Raw genomic sequence first — 15839 nt, 5'->3', positions numbered from 1 at the left:
TGCCCGCTGCACACCTGGGGTTTGTGCATCCGCGTGCCGTGTTGTGGATGCGCGACCCCCAGGTCTGCGGATGGTGCCACCGCAGGCCTGTGGCCGCCGCACCCGGGTCTTGCCGGAGGCATGCGGCAGGCCCCCGTCTGCTGGCTGCCCCGGAAGGGGCGTGCCGGGCGAGGGCGCCGGGTCTACAGGCGCGCGACCTCGGTGACCCGCACGACGGCCTCCCCGGCCTCGTGCGACTCGGCGAGGTCGACGTCGGCGCGGATGCGCCAGTCGTGGTCGCCAGCCGGGTCATCGATGATCTGCTCCACATGCCACACGCCGGTCCAGAGGCCGCCCGACTGGCGCCCCTCGGAGTCGTCGATCGTGAGGAGCTTCGGCGAACGAGCCGCCGCATCCACCCCCATCGAGTCGTGGTCTGCGAAGTAGTCGTCGAGGGCCTTCGGCCAGTCCACGTCCGGGTCGAGCTCGGCGAGCGCCTCGTCGCGCTGGAGGGCAGCGAGCTGCACTCGGCCGAACATCTCGTTGCGCACGAGCACCGTGAACGCGCGGCGGTTGCCGACGACGCTCGGCGGGGCCGGCGGCACGACGGGCTCGTCGCTCGCCGCCTGCTGCTCAGGGTCGACCAGCGACGCCCACTCGTCGATGAGGCTCGAGTCGACCTGGCGCACCAGCTCGCCGAGCCACTCGATGATGTCGAGCAGCTCCTCGGTCTTCGCCTCGTCCGGCACCGTCTGGCGGATGGCCTTGTACGCGTCGCTCAGGTAACGGAGCACAAGCCCCTCGCTGCGCATCAGCTGGTAGAAGTTCACGTACTCGGCGAAGCTCATGGCGCGCTCGAACATGTCGCGCACCACCGACTTCGGCGAGAGCTCGAAGTCGCGCACCCACGGCTCGTGCTGCGCGAACAGCTCGAACGACTGCGCGAGGAGCCCCTCGAGCGGCTTGGGATGCGTGATCTCCTCGAGCCGCTCCATGCGCTCGTCGTACTCGATGCCGTCGGCCTTCATCTGCGCGACCGCCTCGCCGCGCGCCTTGAACTGCTGCTGCGAGAGCACGGGGCGCGGGTCGTCGAGGGTCGACTCGATGATGCTGACGACGTCGAGCGCGTAGTGGCCGGAGCCGACGGCCCCCTCGCCGCTCGTGTTCTCCTCGGAACCGCGGTCGCCGGGAGCGGCCTCAGCGTCAGGGTCGAGCAGCTCGATGGCCGCGAGCGCAAACGGCGAGAGCGGCTGGTTGAGCGCGAAGTTCGCCTGCAGGTCGACGGTGAGGGTGATGCGCCCCTGCCTGCCGATCTCGACGATGCCTGCCGTCACGAGCGTGCGGAAGATGCCGATCGCGCGCAACGCCAGCTCCCGCTGACGGGCGGGCTTCTCGTGGTTGTCGTAGACGAGCCTCTTCGCGTTGCCGAAGACGTCTCCCCCACGCGCGATGACGTTGATGATCATCGACGCCGTGATGTGCATATGCGAGGTGAGTGGCTCTGGCTCCGCGGAGACGAGCTTCTCGAACGACTTCTCGCCCCACGAGACGAAGCCCTGCGGCGCCTTCTTCTTGACGATGCGCTTGCGCTTCTTCTCGTCGTCGCCCGCCTTGCGGACCGCAGCGGCGTTCTCGATCTCGTGCTCTGGCGCCTCGACGACAACCGTCCCGGCCGTGTCGTAGCCGGCCCGGCCCGCGCGCCCAGCGATCTGGTGGAACTCGCGCGCCGACAGGTGTCGCATCCGCTGTCCGTCGAACTTGGCGAGCGCCGTGATGAGCACCGTGCGGATGGGCACGTTGATGCCGACACCAAGGGTGTCGGTGCCGCAGATGACCCGCAGGAGGCCCTTCTGCGCGAGCGTCTCGACGAGGCGGCGGTAGCGGGGCAGCATGCCAGCATGGTGCACGCCGATGCCGGCCCGCACGTACCGGGACAGCACCTTGCCGAACGCCGTCGTGAAGCGGAACCCGCCGATGGCGTCGGCGATCGCATCCCGGCCTGCACGGTCGACGACCTTGAGACTCGACAGCGCCTGCGCCCGCTCGATGGCGGCGGCCTGCGAGAAGTGCACGATGTAGATGGGCGTCTTGCGCTCTTCGACGAGCTTCTCGACGGTCTCGTGCGTGGGCGCCACGACGTACGAGAAGTCGAGCGGGACGGGACGCTCGACGCCGGTCACGAGGGAGACATCGCGCTGCGTGCGGCGTTCGAGGTCCTCGACGATCTCGGTGACGTCGCCGAGGGTCGCCGACATGAGTAGGAACTGCACGTCGGGCAGCATGAGCAGCGGCAGCTGCCACGCCCACCCGCGGTCTGGGTCGCCGTAGTAGTGGAACTCATCCATGACCACCTGGTCGACGTCGGCGTCAGACCCTTGGCGCAGGGCGAGGTTCGCGAGGATCTCGGCGGTGCAGCAGATGATGGGCGCGTCCGGGTTCACGGAGCTGTCGCCCGTGACCATGCCGACGTTCGCAGCCCCGAAGATCTCGACGAGGGCGAAGAACTTCTCGCTCACGAGCGCCTTGATGGGGGCCGTGTAGTAGCTGCGGCCGCCCTGCGCGAGGCAGGCCGCGTGGGCGGCGATCGCGACGAGCGACTTGCCGGTGCCCGTCGGCGTGGACAGGATGACGTGCGCCTCGGAGACGAGCTCCATGACGGCTTCCTCCTGCGCCGGGTACATGGTGATGCCGCGGCTCGTGGTCCACAGCTCGAACGCCTCGAACATGGAGTCGGCATCGTACGGGTCCGGAAGGAGGGTCACGAGCCCCAGCTTGGGCTCGGGCGTGGCGGGGGCTGGGGCGGAGGTGCCGTCGACGGAAGTCATTGGGTCCATCGTCCCACGCCCGGGTCCGCCGGCGGCGCGGGGCTTCCGGCAATCGCTGCCAGCCAACTGGCCCTTGTCGGCACCTCACCCTCGAACGCTGCCAGGCGAATGGCCCTTTACGCGGCTCCATTCGGGCCCATTGACTGGCAGCGATCCCGGATGCGCGGGCGCGACATGCGCGGGCGCGACGCGGGTTAGGCGGCGGGCTGGTCCTCGTCGCGCTGGATGCGCTGGCCGACGACCGCGGAGACGCCGTCCTGGCGCATCGAGACGCCGTAGAGCGCATCCGCGATCTCCATCGTGCGCTTCTGGTGCGTGATGACGATGAGCTGACTGGAAGCGCGCAGCTCCTCGAAGACGGCGAGGAGTCGGCCGAGGTTGGCGTCGTCGAGCGCGGCCTCGACCTCGTCCATGATGTAGAACGGGCTCGGCCTGGCCTTGAAGATCGACACGAGGATGGCGACGGCCGCGAGCGAGCGCTCCCCGCCGGAGAGCAGCGAGAGGCGCTCGATCTTCTTGCCGGCCGGTCGCACCGAGACCTCGATGCCCGTCGTGAGCATGTCGTCTGGCGCCGTGAGCGTGATGTCGCCGGAACCGCCGGGGAAGAGGATCGGGAAGACCGTGTGGAAGGCCTCCCGCGTGTCCTCGAAGGCCGCCTCGAAGACGGTGCGCATGCGCTCGTCGATGTCGCCGACGATGCGCAGCAGGTCGGCCTTCGTCGCCGCGAGGTCGTCGAGCTGGTCGGCGAGGAACGCGTGCCGCTGCTCGAGGGCCGCGAACTCCTCGAGGGCCAGCGGGTTGATGCGGCCGAGCGTCGACATCTTGCGCTCGGCGGCGGCGAGGCGCGCCTGCTGCTCGGCGCGCACGAAGGGCACGCCCACGAACTCCTCCTCCGCATCCTCCTCGAGAGTCGCGGCGAGGTCGTCGTCGAGGTGCTCCGGGAGCGCGGGACCGGGACCGGCTCCAGCTCCGGCGTCGCTGGCGGTGTCAGTGTCGCTGGCGGTGTCGGCGTCCGTCACGCTGTCTGCGCCTGCGTCGGCGCCTGCGCCCGCGAGCGCAGCATCGTTGGCACCTGGGGCGACGCCCGCCGCGCCCGCTGTGCCCACTGCGCCGGCGGCACCGGATGCATCCGTCGCGTCGCCCCGATCAGCGGGCTCCCCCGCGCCGTTCGCAGCAGCCGAACCCGCCGCCTCGCCCTCGGCGGCGACCTCGTGCCTGGCCCGCTGCTCGGCGAGCGCGGAGGCGATGCGCTCGGCCTTCGCGCGCAGGGCGTCGTCGTCGGCTGGCACGAGCTGGTCCGGCCCGTACTCGGCGACGAGCACGGCCTCGGCGAGGCGCAGCTCGCTCGCGGCGCGCTCGAGCGTGGAACGCAGCGCGCTCTTCTTCTCGTAGATCTGCAGCTCGATGGAGTGCACGTCCTCGGTGATCTCGCTGAGGCGGGCGCGCAGCTGCTGCTCGGTCTGCCGCAGCTGACCGAGCTCCTCGTGCTGGGCGGCGCGTTCACGCTCGGCCTCGGCGAGCTGCTGCTGGGCTTCGGCGAGCGACTCCTGCACGGCGGCGGCGAGGCGCGGGATGGCGACGAGCACGCGCTCGGTCTGGGCGAGCTCCGCGCGGCGCACGACGGTCTCGCGGGCGGCCTTGTCCGCGGCCTGACGGTCGGCTTCGAGCTGGCGTTCGAGGGACTCTGCGCGGAGTCGTTCGCTGCGCGAGCGCTCGCGCAGCGTCTCGAGCTGCAGGCGCGCCTCGACCTCGGCCTCGCGGGCGCGCTCCACCCCTGCGTTGGCGTCGACGCGCGCCGAGGAGTCGAGTTCGGGCCGTGGCAGGGCCTCGTGTTCCGCGAGCGCCGCCTTGGCCGCGCTTGCCGCGTGCTCGGCCGCCTCGACGCCGCCGGAGGCGAGGTCGAAGGCCTTCGCGGCGCGCGCGAGCTCGGCGGTGCCCGCATCCACTCGCGCGCTGGCCCGGTTGAGCTGCTCGCGTTCGGCCGCGAGCGCGCCGTCGAAGGCACGGAGCGCGTCGAGCGTGCGCTTCGCCTCGGTCTTCGCGGCCTGCGATGCGGCGCGATGCTCAGCGAGCGCAAGCGCTGCCTGGTCGAGCTCGTCGGCGACCACGGCGAGGCGGGCGGATGCGCGGTCGCGGGCCGCAAGCAGCTCGAGTCGACTGGTGCCCTCTTCCGCGAAGCCGCCGCGCAAGGAGGTGCTCGTGACGACCTCTCCGGCGCGGGTGACGATGGTCAGCGTGGCGTCCACTGGTGCGTCTCCGGAGGACGCCTGCGCTGCCACCGCGGCCCGTGCCTCGTCGAGCGTCTCGCTGACGTGGACGCGGGCAAGCAGCGCGGCGATCGCGGGCGGCGCCTGCACGAGCTCGACCGCGGGGCGCAGGCCTTCCGGAGGCGTGCTGCCGTTGGCACCGGTCGACGCCGCGGCGGCGGCGCCCAACTCGGCGACCACCTCGACGAGGCCGAGCTTCTCCCCCGTGGCGTGCTCGAGCACCCGGAAGGCGGCGTCGGCGTCGCTCGCGAGCACCGCATCCGCCGTCGAGCCGAGGGCTGCGGCGATGGCGGCCTCGTAGCCCTCGTCGATGCGGAGGTGCTCGGCGACGGGGCCTTCGACGCCGTCGAGGCGGGCGGCGAGGAGGGCCGCGGTGCCGTCCTTGGCGGCCGTCGCGAGAGTGAGCGCCTGCACGCGGGCCTGGAGGGCGTCGCGTTCGCGCTCGAGCTCGTGGGCTCTGGTGCGTCCGGCGTCGAGCTGCTGTTCCGCTTCGCGCTGTGCGGCCTCGGCTCGCTTGTAGGCGGCGTCGAGCTCGCTGGAGTCGGAGGCGCTCTGCGCGGCGCTCGCGTCGAGCTGCTCCTTCGCTTTCCTGGCCTGCGCGAGGCGGTCGTTCGCCGCGTCGCGCGCGTTGCGCTGCCTGAGCACCTCGCCGCGCACCGACGCGAGCTTCGAGGCGGCGGTGTCGGCGGCGCCGCGCAGCTCGCTGCGGGTGAGGTCGTAGGCGGAGATTCGCGTCGCCTGGGCTTGGATCTCGACATCGATGCGGTCGAGCGCGGCACGCGCATCCTGGGTCGCGACTTTCGTCGCCTCCCAGAGCGTCTCGGCCTCGGCGGCCCGCTCGACGAGCACCTCCGCCTCGCGGCGGGCGACGTCGACAGCTTCGAGGGTCACGGTCGGCACGAACGCGGGCGACTCGAGGCGCGACACGAGCAGCCCCTTGCGCTGCGAGGCGAGCGCGTTGAGGTTCTGGATGCGCTCGCGCACGCTCTCCAGGTCGAAGACGACCCGGCGCGCGCCGTCGGCCGCGTCTCCCCGGTTCTCGGCGGCGAGCAGCTCGGCCCGGTTCAGGGCTGCGGTCAGCTTCTCCTGCAGGACGACCCGCTCCTCGGAGCGCTCCTGCTCGATGCCGGTCGCGAGGCGAAGGGCAGCGCGCAGCTGCACGGCGTCGTCGGCGAGCAGGCGCGCCTTCGCGTCGCGCGCGATGGCCTGGATGCCCTGCGCGCGCCTGGCGATGTCGGCCTGACGGGAGAGCGGCTTGAGCTGACGGCGCACCTCGTTGGTGAGGTCGCGGAGGCGCGTGAGGTTGGCCTCCATCGCCTCGAGCTTGCGCACCGTCTTCTCCTTGCGGCGGCGGTGCTTGAGGATCCCGGCGGCCTCCTCGATGAAGCCTCTGCGCTCCTCCGGGGTCGCGCGCAGCACGGCGTCCAGGCGGCCCTGGCCGACGATGACGTGCATCTCCTTGCCGAGCCCGGTGTCGCTGAGCAGCTCCTGCACGTCGAGGAGGCGCACGCCGTCGCCGTTGATCGCGTACTCGGACCCGCCGTTGCGGAACAGCGTGCGGCGGATCGTCACCTCGCTGTACTCGATCGGGAGCATCCCGTCGGCGTTGTCGATCGTGAGCGTCACCTCGGCGCGGCCGAGCGGCCCGCGCGTCGCGGTGCCGGCGAAGATGACGTCCTCCATCTTGCCGCCGCGGAGGCTCTTCGCTCCCTGCTCGCCCATGACCCAGGCGAGCGCGTCCACGACGTTCGACTTGCCGGAGCCGTTCGGGCCGACGACGCAGGTCACGCCAGGTTCGAGCGCGAGGGTCGTCGGTTGCGCAAATGACTTGAAGCCCTTCATCGTGAGGCTCTTCAGATGCATGCGCGCTCGCTGGCCTCTCGCTGGTGGTCGGACTTCGTTCGTGGGTCGGACCGGGCTGGTCGCTCGGACTGGGGTCGCGGCGCCCCGATCGGCGCGCTGGCGGGGCTGACGGGTCCCTGGCCTGACAGCTACGGTACCGGAGTGGACTACTTCATTCGGGAGCTCACGCCTCCAGAGCCGGCGTCGGCCCGAGACGGGGAGGCCTGGCGCCTGCTGGAGGGCTTCCGCGACATCGTCAACTCCGGATACGCCGCCACCTACGGCGAGGGTCGTCTGCTCGAGACGAGCCAGCGCATCCTCGCCGGCTGGACCATGCCGGGCCCCGTCACGAGCCGCCTGTTCCTCGCCTTCCCGAGCGGCGACGGGCGGGACGCGGGCGAGCATCCGGTCGCCGCGGCGAAGCTCATGGTCTCGCCCCGCGACTCCCCCACGCACGCGTACCCGCACGTCGTCGTGGATGCGCCTGCCAGGCGGCGAGGCATCGGCACCTTCGTCGCGGCCCACCTCGAGGAGCTCGCGCGGGCGGACGGCCGCACGTCCCTGCAGGCCTGGGTCGAGCATCCGACCCCGGGAGGCGAGCGGGTGGCCGCGCCGACCGGGCACGGCAGCGTCTCGGCGGCGGACCCCGCCGCTCGCTTCCTGTGGAAGACCGGCTGGGAGCTCGGCCAGATCGAGCGCATCAGCGAGCTGCGCCTCCCGGTGTCGGCCGAGAGCCTGCTCGCGCACATGGAGGCCGCGGCCGCTCGGGCCGGTGACGACTACCGCGTGCTCACCTGGGAGGGCGAGAGCGACCCCGCGCACCTCGACGACCTCGCGAGGCTCAACGGCGACATGTCGGTCGACGCCCCGGCCGGTGAGCTCGAAGTGGACGAAGAGCACTGGGATGCCGAGCGAGTCGCCCAGCTGGAGCGCCGCGCGCTCGCATCCGGGGCGACGTTCCTGAACGCGGCCGTGCTGCACCTCCCGAGCGGCCGCCTCGTGGCCCAGTCGATGCTGCAGCTCGACCTCGACGACACCACGCGCCCGGCGCAGCAGGACAACACGCTCGTCACGTCGACGCACCGCGGCAGGCGGCTCGGGATGCTCGTGAAAGCCGCGAACCTCGAGCAGCTCGCCGACCGCTACCCGGAGTGCACGGGCGTCTTCACCTGGAACGCCGAGGAGAACGCACACATGCTTCGCGTCAACGAGGCGCTCGGCTTCACCGCGCTCGCGCCGGAGGGCGGCTGGCAGAAGCGGCTGTCGTGAGCAGGCCGGCCAGCTTGCGTGATGAAACGCGCAGGACAGGCCGCGCGCACCCCCGCTCATTCCGTTCGTCCCGCAAGTTGGCCACCCCTGGCGTTTGCGGTTCCCGCAAACAGGGTTGCGGATGCGCGGACGGGTGCGCATGCTGAGCGCATGACCTCGCACCACCACCACGCATCCGATGCCTCCGATCCATCCGCAGCTTCGGGCACGAACGCTGCCGCGGCCGCCGATCAGCCGCAGGCACCCACCGAATTCTGGGAAGAGCTCTACTCGGCGAAGCCCGCCGTGTGGTCTGGCCGCGTGAACGCGAACCTTGCGAGCGTCGCCGGCACGCTCGCGCCGGGCCGCGCTCTGGACCTCGGATGCGGTGAGGGCGGCGACGCGATCTGGCTCGCCCAGCAGGGGTGGCGGGTCACGGGCATCGACATCTCGACGGTCGCCATCGAGCGCGCACGCGCGGCGGCGCATGCTGCCGGCGTCGATGCGTCACTGCTCGACTTCGTGGCCGGCGACCTCGAGACGTGGCGTCCGACAGAGCCGCTCCAACTCGTCACGGCGAGCTTCCTCCAGTCGCCCGTGCACCTCCCTCGAACGCAGATCATCCGCGAGGCCGCCCTCATGCTCGCCCCCGGCGGCCACCTCCTCACCGTCGCGCACGCGGGCCCGCCATCATGGGCGGCGGGCTCCGAGCATCCCGCGCACCTGTTCGTGCATCCAGAGCGCGAGGTCGCCGACCTGGCGTTGCCCGCAGACGAGTGGGAGGCGGTCGTCGCCGAGCTCCGCACCCGCGAGGTCACCTCACCGGATGGGGAACCCGGCACCCTCGAGGACAGCGTGGTGCTGCTGCGCCGCCGCGCCTGACCCACCACCGCCACCCTCCCGGTCTGCTTGACTGAGACCTCGACGACCAAGGAGCGAACAGTGAACGGTGCTCGACCCTTCCGCGTCGCCGGGGCGGGACTGCTGGCCATCGCCGTGTTGACCGGATGCGCCTCGTCACCTCCCGAGGATGAGGCGCACTACGCAGACCTGGCGCGCGCGGCCGACGAGAGGGACGTGCTGCCTGCCGCCGTCGAGACCACCCAGGACGGCGTCGAAGTAGATGTCGAGACGGTCAGGCTCGCCGCGGAGAACGACGGGACACTCGTCTTCCTCGCGCGCGGCACGCAGGCTGGTGAGGACTCCGTCTGCCTCGTGCTGACCGGACCTGGCGACGAGGACTGGGGGCTCACCTGCAGCATCGTCGGCGGGAGCTTCGGGGATGACCGCTCCACCTACTTCGTCGTGCCGGACGATGCGGGGCCGGAGCGCCTCCCCCAGGACATCTCCCTCACCCGGCTGAGCGAGAACGTCTACGTGAGCCCCGCGGCCGCGCCGGAGGAAGTGCAGTGAAGCCGGACGGCGGCGCGTACGCTATCGGTTTTGGCCGCGAATCCGGAGGACGCACGTGAGCGATGTTGTGATGTACACGGACGGCGCCTGCAAGGGCAACCCAGGGCCTGGCGGTTGGGGGGTCTGGCTGAAGTCGGGCGACCACGAGCGGGAGCTGTTCGGCGGCGAGCTCAACACGACCAACAACCGCATGGAGCTCAAGGCCGTCATCGAGGGCCTCAGCGCACTCAAGAAGCCCTGCAACGTCGCGCTCTACCTGGACAGCCAGTACGTCCGCAAGGGCATCACCGAGTGGATCAAGGGGTGGAAGGCGAAGGGGTGGAAGACCGCTTCGAAGCAGCCCGTCAAGAACGCGGAGCTCTGGAAGGAGCTCGACTCGCTCGTCGAGGACAGCGGCCACACCATCGAGTGGCGCTGGGTGAAGGGCCACTCAGGCGATGTCGGCAACGAGCGCGCCGACATGCTCGCGAACAAGGGCGTCGACCAGGCACTCGGCCGCGGCTAGGCCGCTTCCGTAGACTCGAAGCATGGCTGAGACGGCAAGCAGCATCGACGAGTACCTCGAGGCACTGAGCCCGGAGTATCGGGCCGAGCTCGAGCGCATCCGCTCGATCGTGAAGCGCATCGTGCCGGAGGCCGAGGAGAAGATCAGCTAACGGATGCCGACGCTCGCCTACAAGGGCAGGGCGCTGGTCTACTTCACGGCGTCGAAGAAGCACCTGAGCTTCTACCCATCCGAGTGGGCGATCGAGGAGTTCGCAGACCGCCTCACCGACTACACGACGACGAAGCACGCCATCCAGTTCACGGTCGCGAAGCCCCTTCCGGATGCGCTCATCGAGGAGCTCGTGACGTACCACGCACGGCAGATCGACGCCGGCCGGCAGCAGTAGCTCGCGACTCGACGCGAACTACTCGTCGCCGATCGCCCTGACTATGCTCGCGAGCCCGAAGCGCCACGCCTCGTCGACGTCCCCGCCCAGGTTGAAGCCACTGTTGAGCTCCATGCTCACGAAGCCGGCAGCCCATGCCGTGAGCGTCCGGGCCGCCTCGAGCGCACGTTCTTCACCGGCCAGTTCGCCCGCGAGCCGCAGGATGCTCTGGCTGGCGGACGCTCCGAACTCGGGCCGTGCCGTCGGCGTCCCCGCGCCCGGCGTCAGGATCAGCTGGAAGGCGGCTGGCCGCTCGTGCCCGAAGGCCCGGAACTCTCCCGCGAGCTGCTCGAGGCTGCCCGCCTCATCAAGTCGTTCCCCGAGTTCGCTGAGGGTCGCTTCCGCCACGAACTGGATGAGCTCCTCGCGGTTCGCCACGCGCTTGTAGAGGGACGGAGCTCGCACGCCGACACGGGCGGCGACCGCCTGCATGCTGAGGCCTGCGAGCCCCTCGCTCTCGAGGAGGTCGCGGGCAGCGAGCACGATGGCGTCGAGGGAGGTCCTGTCCGGGGTAGGCATGCATCCACTATAGCTATTGACAGTAGCCATGATGGCTACATAGATTAGCCATCATGAGACTCGACACTTCGCTCCACCGCATCGGCAACGACATCGTGGCCGCCTACCTCGTCGTGACGCCGGAGGGCGTGACCGTCATCGACGCGGGCCTGTCCGGCCACTGGCGCGAACTCGTGACAGAGCTCGCGACGCTGGGGCTCACGGTCGCCGATATCAGGGGCGTGATCCTCACGCACGGCGACTCCGACCACGTGGGCTTCGCGGAACGCCTCCGACGCGACCACGGTGTGCCAGTCTTCATCCACGTTGCAGACGCGGAGCGGGCAAAAGGCGGTCCGAAGCCAGCGACCGCGAAGCAGCAGATGAGGCTCGGCGCGCTCCTCGGGTTCGCCGCCTACTCGCTGCGCAAGGGCGGCGCCCGGACCCGGTGGCTGACAGAGGTCGTCGAGGTCCAGGGCGGCGAGACCCTCGACCTCCCTGGCTCGCCTCAGATCATCAGCATGCCCGGCCACTCCGCGGGCAGCATCGCGGTCTACATACCGGTTGCGGACGCCGTCTTCGTGGGCGACGGACTCACCACCCGCCACGTGCTCACGGGCACGGAGGGCCCTCAGCCGGCCCCGTTCACCGACGAGCCCGCCCAGGCGATCGCATCCCTGCGGGCCATCGTCGACACCAAGGCGAAGTGGGTGCTGCCTGGCCACGGAGCCCCGTGGAGCGAGGGAGTAGAGGCGGCGGTGGCGGCGGTCGAGTCGGCGGCCACTGGGCCCCGCTGACCGCGATGCTCGTCCACGCGACCCAGGACGTCGCTGGTGGCGGCGGCTAGCGCTCCCGCTGGCACTTCTCGCAGAAGTGCGAGCCGCGGTTCTGGAACTTCTCGCGCACGATCGGCCGCCCGCACCGCGGGCAGGGCTTCCCTTGCCGCCCGTACACGTTGAGCGAATGCGCGAAGTAGCCGGCCTGACCGTTCACGTTGACGTACTGAGCATCGAAGGACGTGCCACCCTCGGCGAGCGCCTTCGCGAACACCTCGCGCACGTGTTGCAGCAGCTCCCTCGCCTTCGACGGCGACAGCCCCGCCGTGTTGCGCGCGTAGTGCAGCCGCGCTCGCCACAGCGCCTCGTCGGCGTAGATGTTGCCGATCCCCGAGATGAGCGTCTGGTCCAGCAGCGCTGACTTCACGCCCGTCTTGCGTCGCAGCAGCGCGGCCGACCAGGCGTCGTCGTCGAAGTGCGGGTCGAGCGGGTCCCGGGCGATGTGCGCGACCTGCGACGGGACATGCTCGCCCGCGACGTCCAGGGTCGGCACAAGCCGGTCGATCGCGAGCGAACCGAACACGCGCTGGTCGGCGAACGCCACCACGAGGTCGCCGACAGGGCCGTCGACGCGGATGCGCGCGCGCAGGTGACGGTCGTCAGGAGCGTCGGGGGAGCGCAGCAGCATCTGCCCGCTCATGCCGAGATGCGCGGTCAGGGCCTCCTCGCGGCCCTCAAGCGGGAGCCACAGGTACTTGCCCCGGCGGGAGACGCTCGAGAACCGCGCACCCTCAAGCGCACCCACGAAGTGCGTCGAGTCACCGAGGTGACGACGGAGGGACCGCTCGTCGAGCACCTCGACGGCGGACACGGATGCCCCCGTCACGGCGGGGGCGAGGCCGAGGCGGACGACCTCGACTTCAGGCAGCTCCGGCACGGCTAGGAGACCGAAGGGGCGACGTCGTCGCCCTCGCTCAGCTGATGCCACGCGGCAAGCGCCCCAGCCACTTCGGCCTGCTTCTTGCTCGTGCCGACACCCTTCGCCTGAGCGAGGATGCGCTTCTTCTTCAGCACCGTCACCGTGGCAGTGAAGCTGCGGTCGTGCTCGAGCCCGGATCCCTCGACCTCGTACCTCGGCGGCTCGGCACCGCGAGTATCGGCGAGCTCCTGCAGAGCGGTCTTCGGGTCCTGCTCGGCGCCGAGGCGCCACACGACCGCGAGCTTCGGCTCCACCAGTCGCAGGATCAACTCGGTCGCGACGTCGACACCGGCGGACAGATAGGCGGCCCCGATGACCGCCTCCATCGTGTCGGCGAGCACCGAGTCCTTGTTGTTGCCACCCGTCAGGTGCTCGCCGCGCCCCAGGTGCAGATATTTCCCGAGGTCGATGCCCCGAGCGATCTCCGCCAGCGCCACCGTCGAGACGAGGGACGCGCGCAGGCGCGACAGCTGCCCCTCCGTGTAGTCGGGGTACGTGCGGTACAGCATGACCGTCACGGCCTGCCCGAGAATCGAATCGCCGAGGAACTCGAGGCGCTGATTGTCGGGGATGCCGCCGTTCTCGACCGCGTACGACCTGTGGGTCAACGCGAGCTCGAGGAGCGCGGGAACGAAGTCGACCCCGAGGCCGCCTGCCAGCTCAGCTGACGGTGCGGCGTCGGGGTCGATGATCTTCACGTCGTGCATGACGCGAGGATCAGACGTCTGCGACCTTGCGGCCCTTGTACTCGAAGAACAGCGGAGTGCCAGCTGCGTCCTCGACAACCTTCGCGCGGTGCGGGAGGCTGTAGGTGACCTTGCCGTTCTCAACGGTCTTGACGAGGGTCGGCACGGAGGCCTTCCACTGCGAACGACGCGAACGCGTGTTCGAGCGGCTCATCTTGCGCTTGGGGAGAGCCATCGGCGTCTACCTTTCATCTTTCATCGTGCAGGGAGGCGAGCTCATCTCTGGCCCGACTCCCCCTTGTAATCATGGTTGCGCGTGCCCTCACGAACATCTGTCTCACGAGGACCCGCGACTTCCTCAGAACCCGTTGCTGGTTCCTCGGCTGCTTCTGTTGAAGCGCCAAACCCTGCCAGTGCCGCCCAACGCGGGTCAACCGCGGGCGCCTGCTCTTCGAGCGGCTCCACCAGCTTCTCGCCGGTTTCGGGATCTAGGCCGAGGCAGTCCGGCCGACAAACCGGCTGGAATGGCAGTGCGAGCACTACCGCATCGCGAACGGGCGGTTCAAGGTCGACAGTGTCGTCGTGAACCTCGTACTCGAGGGCTTCGTCGCGAGCATACGCGAAAAGCTCTGCGAAATCGACCCGGAGCGGCTCGTCCAGCGGCGTCAGGCATCGGCTGCACTCCCCGCTCATCCGGGACTCGAGGCTTGCGGTCGCCAGAATGCCGTCGTGCAGCACCTCGAGACGCACGTCGAGCTCGATCGGCGTGCCCTTCTCGATGTAGCCGAGCCCTTCGCCGATGCGCTCAGGCGCATCGAAGTCGAGCTCGAGGGTGCGCATCGTGCCGGCCTTGCCCACGATGGTCGCGATGTTCACGAGGTACGGAGAGGAAGTCACCGGGAGATTGTACGCCCTCGGCTCGGAGTGCATCCCGAACCCCCTCACTCGATGGAGGTGTCGGTGTCGCCCTGCAGGTACTCGTACACGACGCGCGGCACGTACGGCGAGACGTCGCCCCCGAGGCCAGCCACCTGACGGACCAGCGAGCTGGACACGTGCGCGTGACTCGGGTCGGGGAGCATGAACATCGTCTCGACACGGGCGAGGTTGCGGTTCACGATCGCCATCGGCGTCTCGTAGGTGACGTCGGCCTGCGAGCGGATGCCCTTCACGATGACCTTCGCGCCGACATCGGTGCAGTAGTCGACCAGCAGGCCGACGCTCCAGGAGGCGACGCGGACGTTGCCGCGGATCCCGCTCGCCGAGACGGCCTGCTCGATGAGCTCCACCCGGCGTGCGATGGGCAGGAGCGCGTGCTTGTCCGGGTTGTGCACGACGACGACGTGCACTTCCTCGAAGACCGAGGTGGCGCGCTGGATGACATCGAGGTGGCCAAGGGTCACCGGATCGAACGAACCGGGCACAACAGCGATTCTGCTCATGCGGACAAGACTACGGGGCACTTCCTGCGCGAAGCGCGCACGAGAACCACGTTGCCGCTCGCGGGCGGAACGTGGGGCCGGAACGCCGCCCGGCGGGCCAGCTCAGCGTCAGCGCGCGTTGGGCGTGTCGTCGTCCTGGTCTGCCGTCGGCTCGTCGGCCTGCGGTTTGCGGCTCGCCTCGAGGTCAGCGGCCTTACGACGGAACACGAGGAAGGAGACGAGGACGACGGAGACTCCGGCGAGCCCCATGAGCACCCAGGCCCACGCGGGGATGCCCGAGTCCTGGGTAACCGGGGTGCTGGATTGCTCCGCCGCGCCTGTCGCTCCCGCGTCGCTGTTGGTGAGCGTGGACCCCTCCGTGTTCTCCGCGGCTCCGAAGCCGGCGGGCGCGGATGCTGAGGGCTGCGCGTCCTCGACGGAGGCGACGCCCACGGAGACGGTGAACGGGATGGTGCCGGAGATCGGATGGCCGTCGGAGGAGACGACCTGCCAGTTGAGCGCGTAGTCTCCGGCAGCGAGCTCGGGGAGCGCCTGGTCGACCACCGTGCCGTCCACCGTCGCAGGCGACTCGAGGTCGACGGCGGTCTCCTCCACGGCACTCACTGCGAACAGCTCGATCTGCGGTCCGAGCGTGCCCTCCGACTGCACTTCCGCGGAGAACGTCAGGGTCGCGCTCGCCGGGGCCACCTCCACGGCTTCGTTGGCGGAGGGGCTCGACTCGACCAGCGAGTCGTGCGCGGAGGCGTACTGCGACCCGATCCCGAGCGCGAGCGCCAGGAAGGCCAGCATCGCGGCGATCATGAGGCGGGAGGCGATACGGAGCGAGCGCACGGAGGAGGAAGAGGTCACCGGACCATCGTAGGCCAGGGGCCCGACCTGGCCCCTGGCACCGGCCTCCCCTCGTGCGGCCCCGTCTGGGCGAGCCCCGCTCGCCTGACGGCACCGACCGCCG

16 protein-coding genes are annotated in these 15839 nt (G+C 70.3%); 7 read left to right on the top strand and 9 right to left on the bottom strand.

Annotated features, from left to right (window positions below):
- Window positions 1–182: 182 nt before the first annotated feature.
- A complete protein-coding gene (locus HDC34_RS13615) occupies window positions 183–2804 on the bottom strand; it encodes a DEAD/DEAH box helicase (RefSeq protein ID WP_179557395.1) in 2622 nt (873 codons plus the stop codon).
- 194 nt (window positions 2805–2998) lie between these two features.
- Complete coding sequence (locus HDC34_RS13610) at window positions 2999–6934, bottom strand: AAA family ATPase (RefSeq protein WP_179557394.1); 3936 nt, start codon at window positions 6932–6934, stop codon at window positions 2999–3001.
- Between the two features lie 141 nt (window positions 6935–7075).
- On the opposite strand from HDC34_RS13610, the gene HDC34_RS13605 reads away from it, so the two are divergent.
- The 6 genes from HDC34_RS13605 to HDC34_RS13585 all read left to right on the top strand — a co-directional run bounded on the left by HDC34_RS13605 (window position 7076) and on the right by HDC34_RS13585 (window position 10467).
- Complete coding sequence (locus tag HDC34_RS13605; protein ID WP_179557393.1) at window positions 7076–8182, top strand: GNAT family N-acetyltransferase; 1107 nt, start codon at window positions 7076–7078, stop codon at window positions 8180–8182.
- Between the two features lie 150 nt (window positions 8183–8332).
- Entirely contained in the window at window positions 8333–9043 is a 711-nt protein-coding gene (locus tag HDC34_RS13600; protein ID WP_179557392.1) for a bifunctional 2-polyprenyl-6-hydroxyphenol methylase/3-demethylubiquinol 3-O-methyltransferase UbiG, read from the top strand.
- Window positions 9044–9103: 60 nt separating this feature from the next.
- Window positions 9104–9574, top strand: coding sequence for a hypothetical protein (locus HDC34_RS13595; protein ID WP_179557391.1), 471 nt, complete (start codon window positions 9104–9106; stop codon window positions 9572–9574).
- Between the two features lie 55 nt (window positions 9575–9629).
- A complete protein-coding gene (gene rnhA, locus HDC34_RS13590; protein ID WP_179557390.1) occupies window positions 9630–10079 on the top strand; it encodes a ribonuclease HI in 450 nt (149 codons plus the stop codon).
- A gap of 22 nt (window positions 10080–10101) precedes the next feature.
- A complete protein-coding gene (locus tag HDC34_RS17540) occupies window positions 10102–10230 on the top strand; it encodes a DUF1801 domain-containing protein (RefSeq protein WP_218855254.1) in 129 nt (42 codons plus the stop codon).
- Between the two features lie 3 nt (window positions 10231–10233).
- Window positions 10234–10467 carry an iron chaperone gene (locus tag HDC34_RS13585; RefSeq protein WP_179557389.1) on the top strand — a complete coding sequence of 78 codons (234 nt, stop codon included), beginning with the start codon at window positions 10234–10236 and terminating at the stop codon, window positions 10465–10467.
- A gap of 18 nt (window positions 10468–10485) precedes the next feature.
- Here HDC34_RS13585 and HDC34_RS13580 read toward each other — a convergent pair whose 3' ends face one another.
- Complete coding sequence (locus HDC34_RS13580; protein WP_179557388.1) at window positions 10486–11025, bottom strand: TetR/AcrR family transcriptional regulator; 540 nt, start codon at window positions 11023–11025, stop codon at window positions 10486–10488.
- 53 nt (window positions 11026–11078) lie between these two features.
- Here HDC34_RS13580 and HDC34_RS13575 point away from each other — a divergent pair, with 53 nt between their 5' ends.
- Window positions 11079–11801 (top strand): MBL fold metallo-hydrolase, encoded by a 723-nt coding sequence (locus HDC34_RS13575; protein ID WP_179557387.1) that lies wholly within the window; start codon window positions 11079–11081, stop codon window positions 11799–11801.
- A 46-nt stretch (window positions 11802–11847) separates the two neighbouring features.
- Here HDC34_RS13575 and mutM read toward each other — a convergent pair whose 3' ends face one another.
- The 6 genes from mutM to HDC34_RS13545 all read right to left on the bottom strand — a co-directional run bounded on the left by mutM (window position 11848) and on the right by HDC34_RS13545 (window position 15736).
- Window positions 11848–12717: a bifunctional DNA-formamidopyrimidine glycosylase/DNA-(apurinic or apyrimidinic site) lyase gene (gene mutM / locus HDC34_RS13570; protein WP_179557386.1), complete on the bottom strand. Its 870-nt coding sequence runs from the start codon at window positions 12715–12717 to the stop codon at window positions 11848–11850.
- A 2-nt stretch (window positions 12718–12719) separates the two neighbouring features.
- A complete protein-coding gene (gene rnc / locus HDC34_RS13565; protein WP_179557385.1) occupies window positions 12720–13466 on the bottom strand; it encodes a ribonuclease III in 747 nt (248 codons plus the stop codon).
- 10 nt (window positions 13467–13476) lie between these two features.
- On the bottom strand, window positions 13477–13680 hold the full coding sequence (rpmF, locus tag HDC34_RS13560) for a 50S ribosomal protein L32 (RefSeq protein WP_068484295.1): 204 nt from the start codon (window positions 13678–13680) through the stop codon (window positions 13477–13479).
- A gap of 41 nt (window positions 13681–13721) precedes the next feature.
- Window positions 13722–14342 carry a DUF177 domain-containing protein gene (locus HDC34_RS13555; protein WP_258068027.1) on the bottom strand — a complete coding sequence of 207 codons (621 nt, stop codon included), beginning with the start codon at window positions 14340–14342 and terminating at the stop codon, window positions 13722–13724.
- Window positions 14343–14386: 44 nt separating this feature from the next.
- Window positions 14387–14887 (bottom strand): pantetheine-phosphate adenylyltransferase, encoded by a 501-nt coding sequence (gene coaD / locus HDC34_RS13550; RefSeq protein WP_104252466.1) that lies wholly within the window; start codon window positions 14885–14887, stop codon window positions 14387–14389.
- 108 nt (window positions 14888–14995) lie between these two features.
- Entirely contained in the window at window positions 14996–15736 is a 741-nt protein-coding gene (locus tag HDC34_RS13545; RefSeq protein ID WP_179557384.1) for a copper resistance CopC family protein, read from the bottom strand.
- Window positions 15737–15839: the final 103 nt, after the last annotated feature.

The sequence above is a fragment of the Pseudoclavibacter sp. JAI123 genome, from assembly GCF_013409665.1.
GTDB lineage: Bacteria > Actinomycetota > Actinomycetes > Actinomycetales > Microbacteriaceae > Pseudoclavibacter.
This window is presented reverse-complemented; position numbering and strand designations above follow the sequence as displayed.

What these genes read in the sequence shown, in the direction of transcription:
- HDC34_RS13610 (WP_179557394.1), bottom strand. Translation starts at nt 6,934, where the DNA reads ATGCATCTGAAGAGCCTCACGATGAAGGGCTTCAAGTCATTTGCGCAA.
- HDC34_RS13600 (WP_179557392.1), top strand. Translation starts at nt 8,333, where the DNA reads ATGACCTCGCACCACCACCACGCATCCGATGCCTCCGATCCATCCGCA.
- HDC34_RS13585 (WP_179557389.1), top strand. Translation starts at nt 10,234, where the DNA reads ATGCCGACGCTCGCCTACAAGGGCAGGGCGCTGGTCTACTTCACGGCG.
- rnc (WP_179557385.1), bottom strand. Translation starts at nt 13,466, where the DNA reads ATGCACGACGTGAAGATCATCGACCCCGACGCCGCACCGTCAGCTGAG.
- HDC34_RS17540 (WP_218855254.1), top strand. Translation starts at nt 10,102, where the DNA reads ATGGCTGAGACGGCAAGCAGCATCGACGAGTACCTCGAGGCACTGAGC.
- rpmF (WP_068484295.1), bottom strand. Translation starts at nt 13,680, where the DNA reads ATGGCTCTCCCCAAGCGCAAGATGAGCCGCTCGAACACGCGTTCGCGT.
- HDC34_RS13580 (WP_179557388.1), bottom strand. Translation starts at nt 11,025, where the DNA reads ATGCCTACCCCGGACAGGACCTCCCTCGACGCCATCGTGCTCGCTGCC.
- coaD (WP_104252466.1), bottom strand. Translation starts at nt 14,887, where the DNA reads ATGAGCAGAATCGCTGTTGTGCCCGGTTCGTTCGATCCGGTGACCCTT.
- HDC34_RS13615 (WP_179557395.1), bottom strand. Translation starts at nt 2,804, where the DNA reads ATGACTTCCGTCGACGGCACCTCCGCCCCAGCCCCCGCCACGCCCGAG.
- HDC34_RS13575 (WP_179557387.1), top strand. Translation starts at nt 11,079, where the DNA reads ATGAGACTCGACACTTCGCTCCACCGCATCGGCAACGACATCGTGGCC.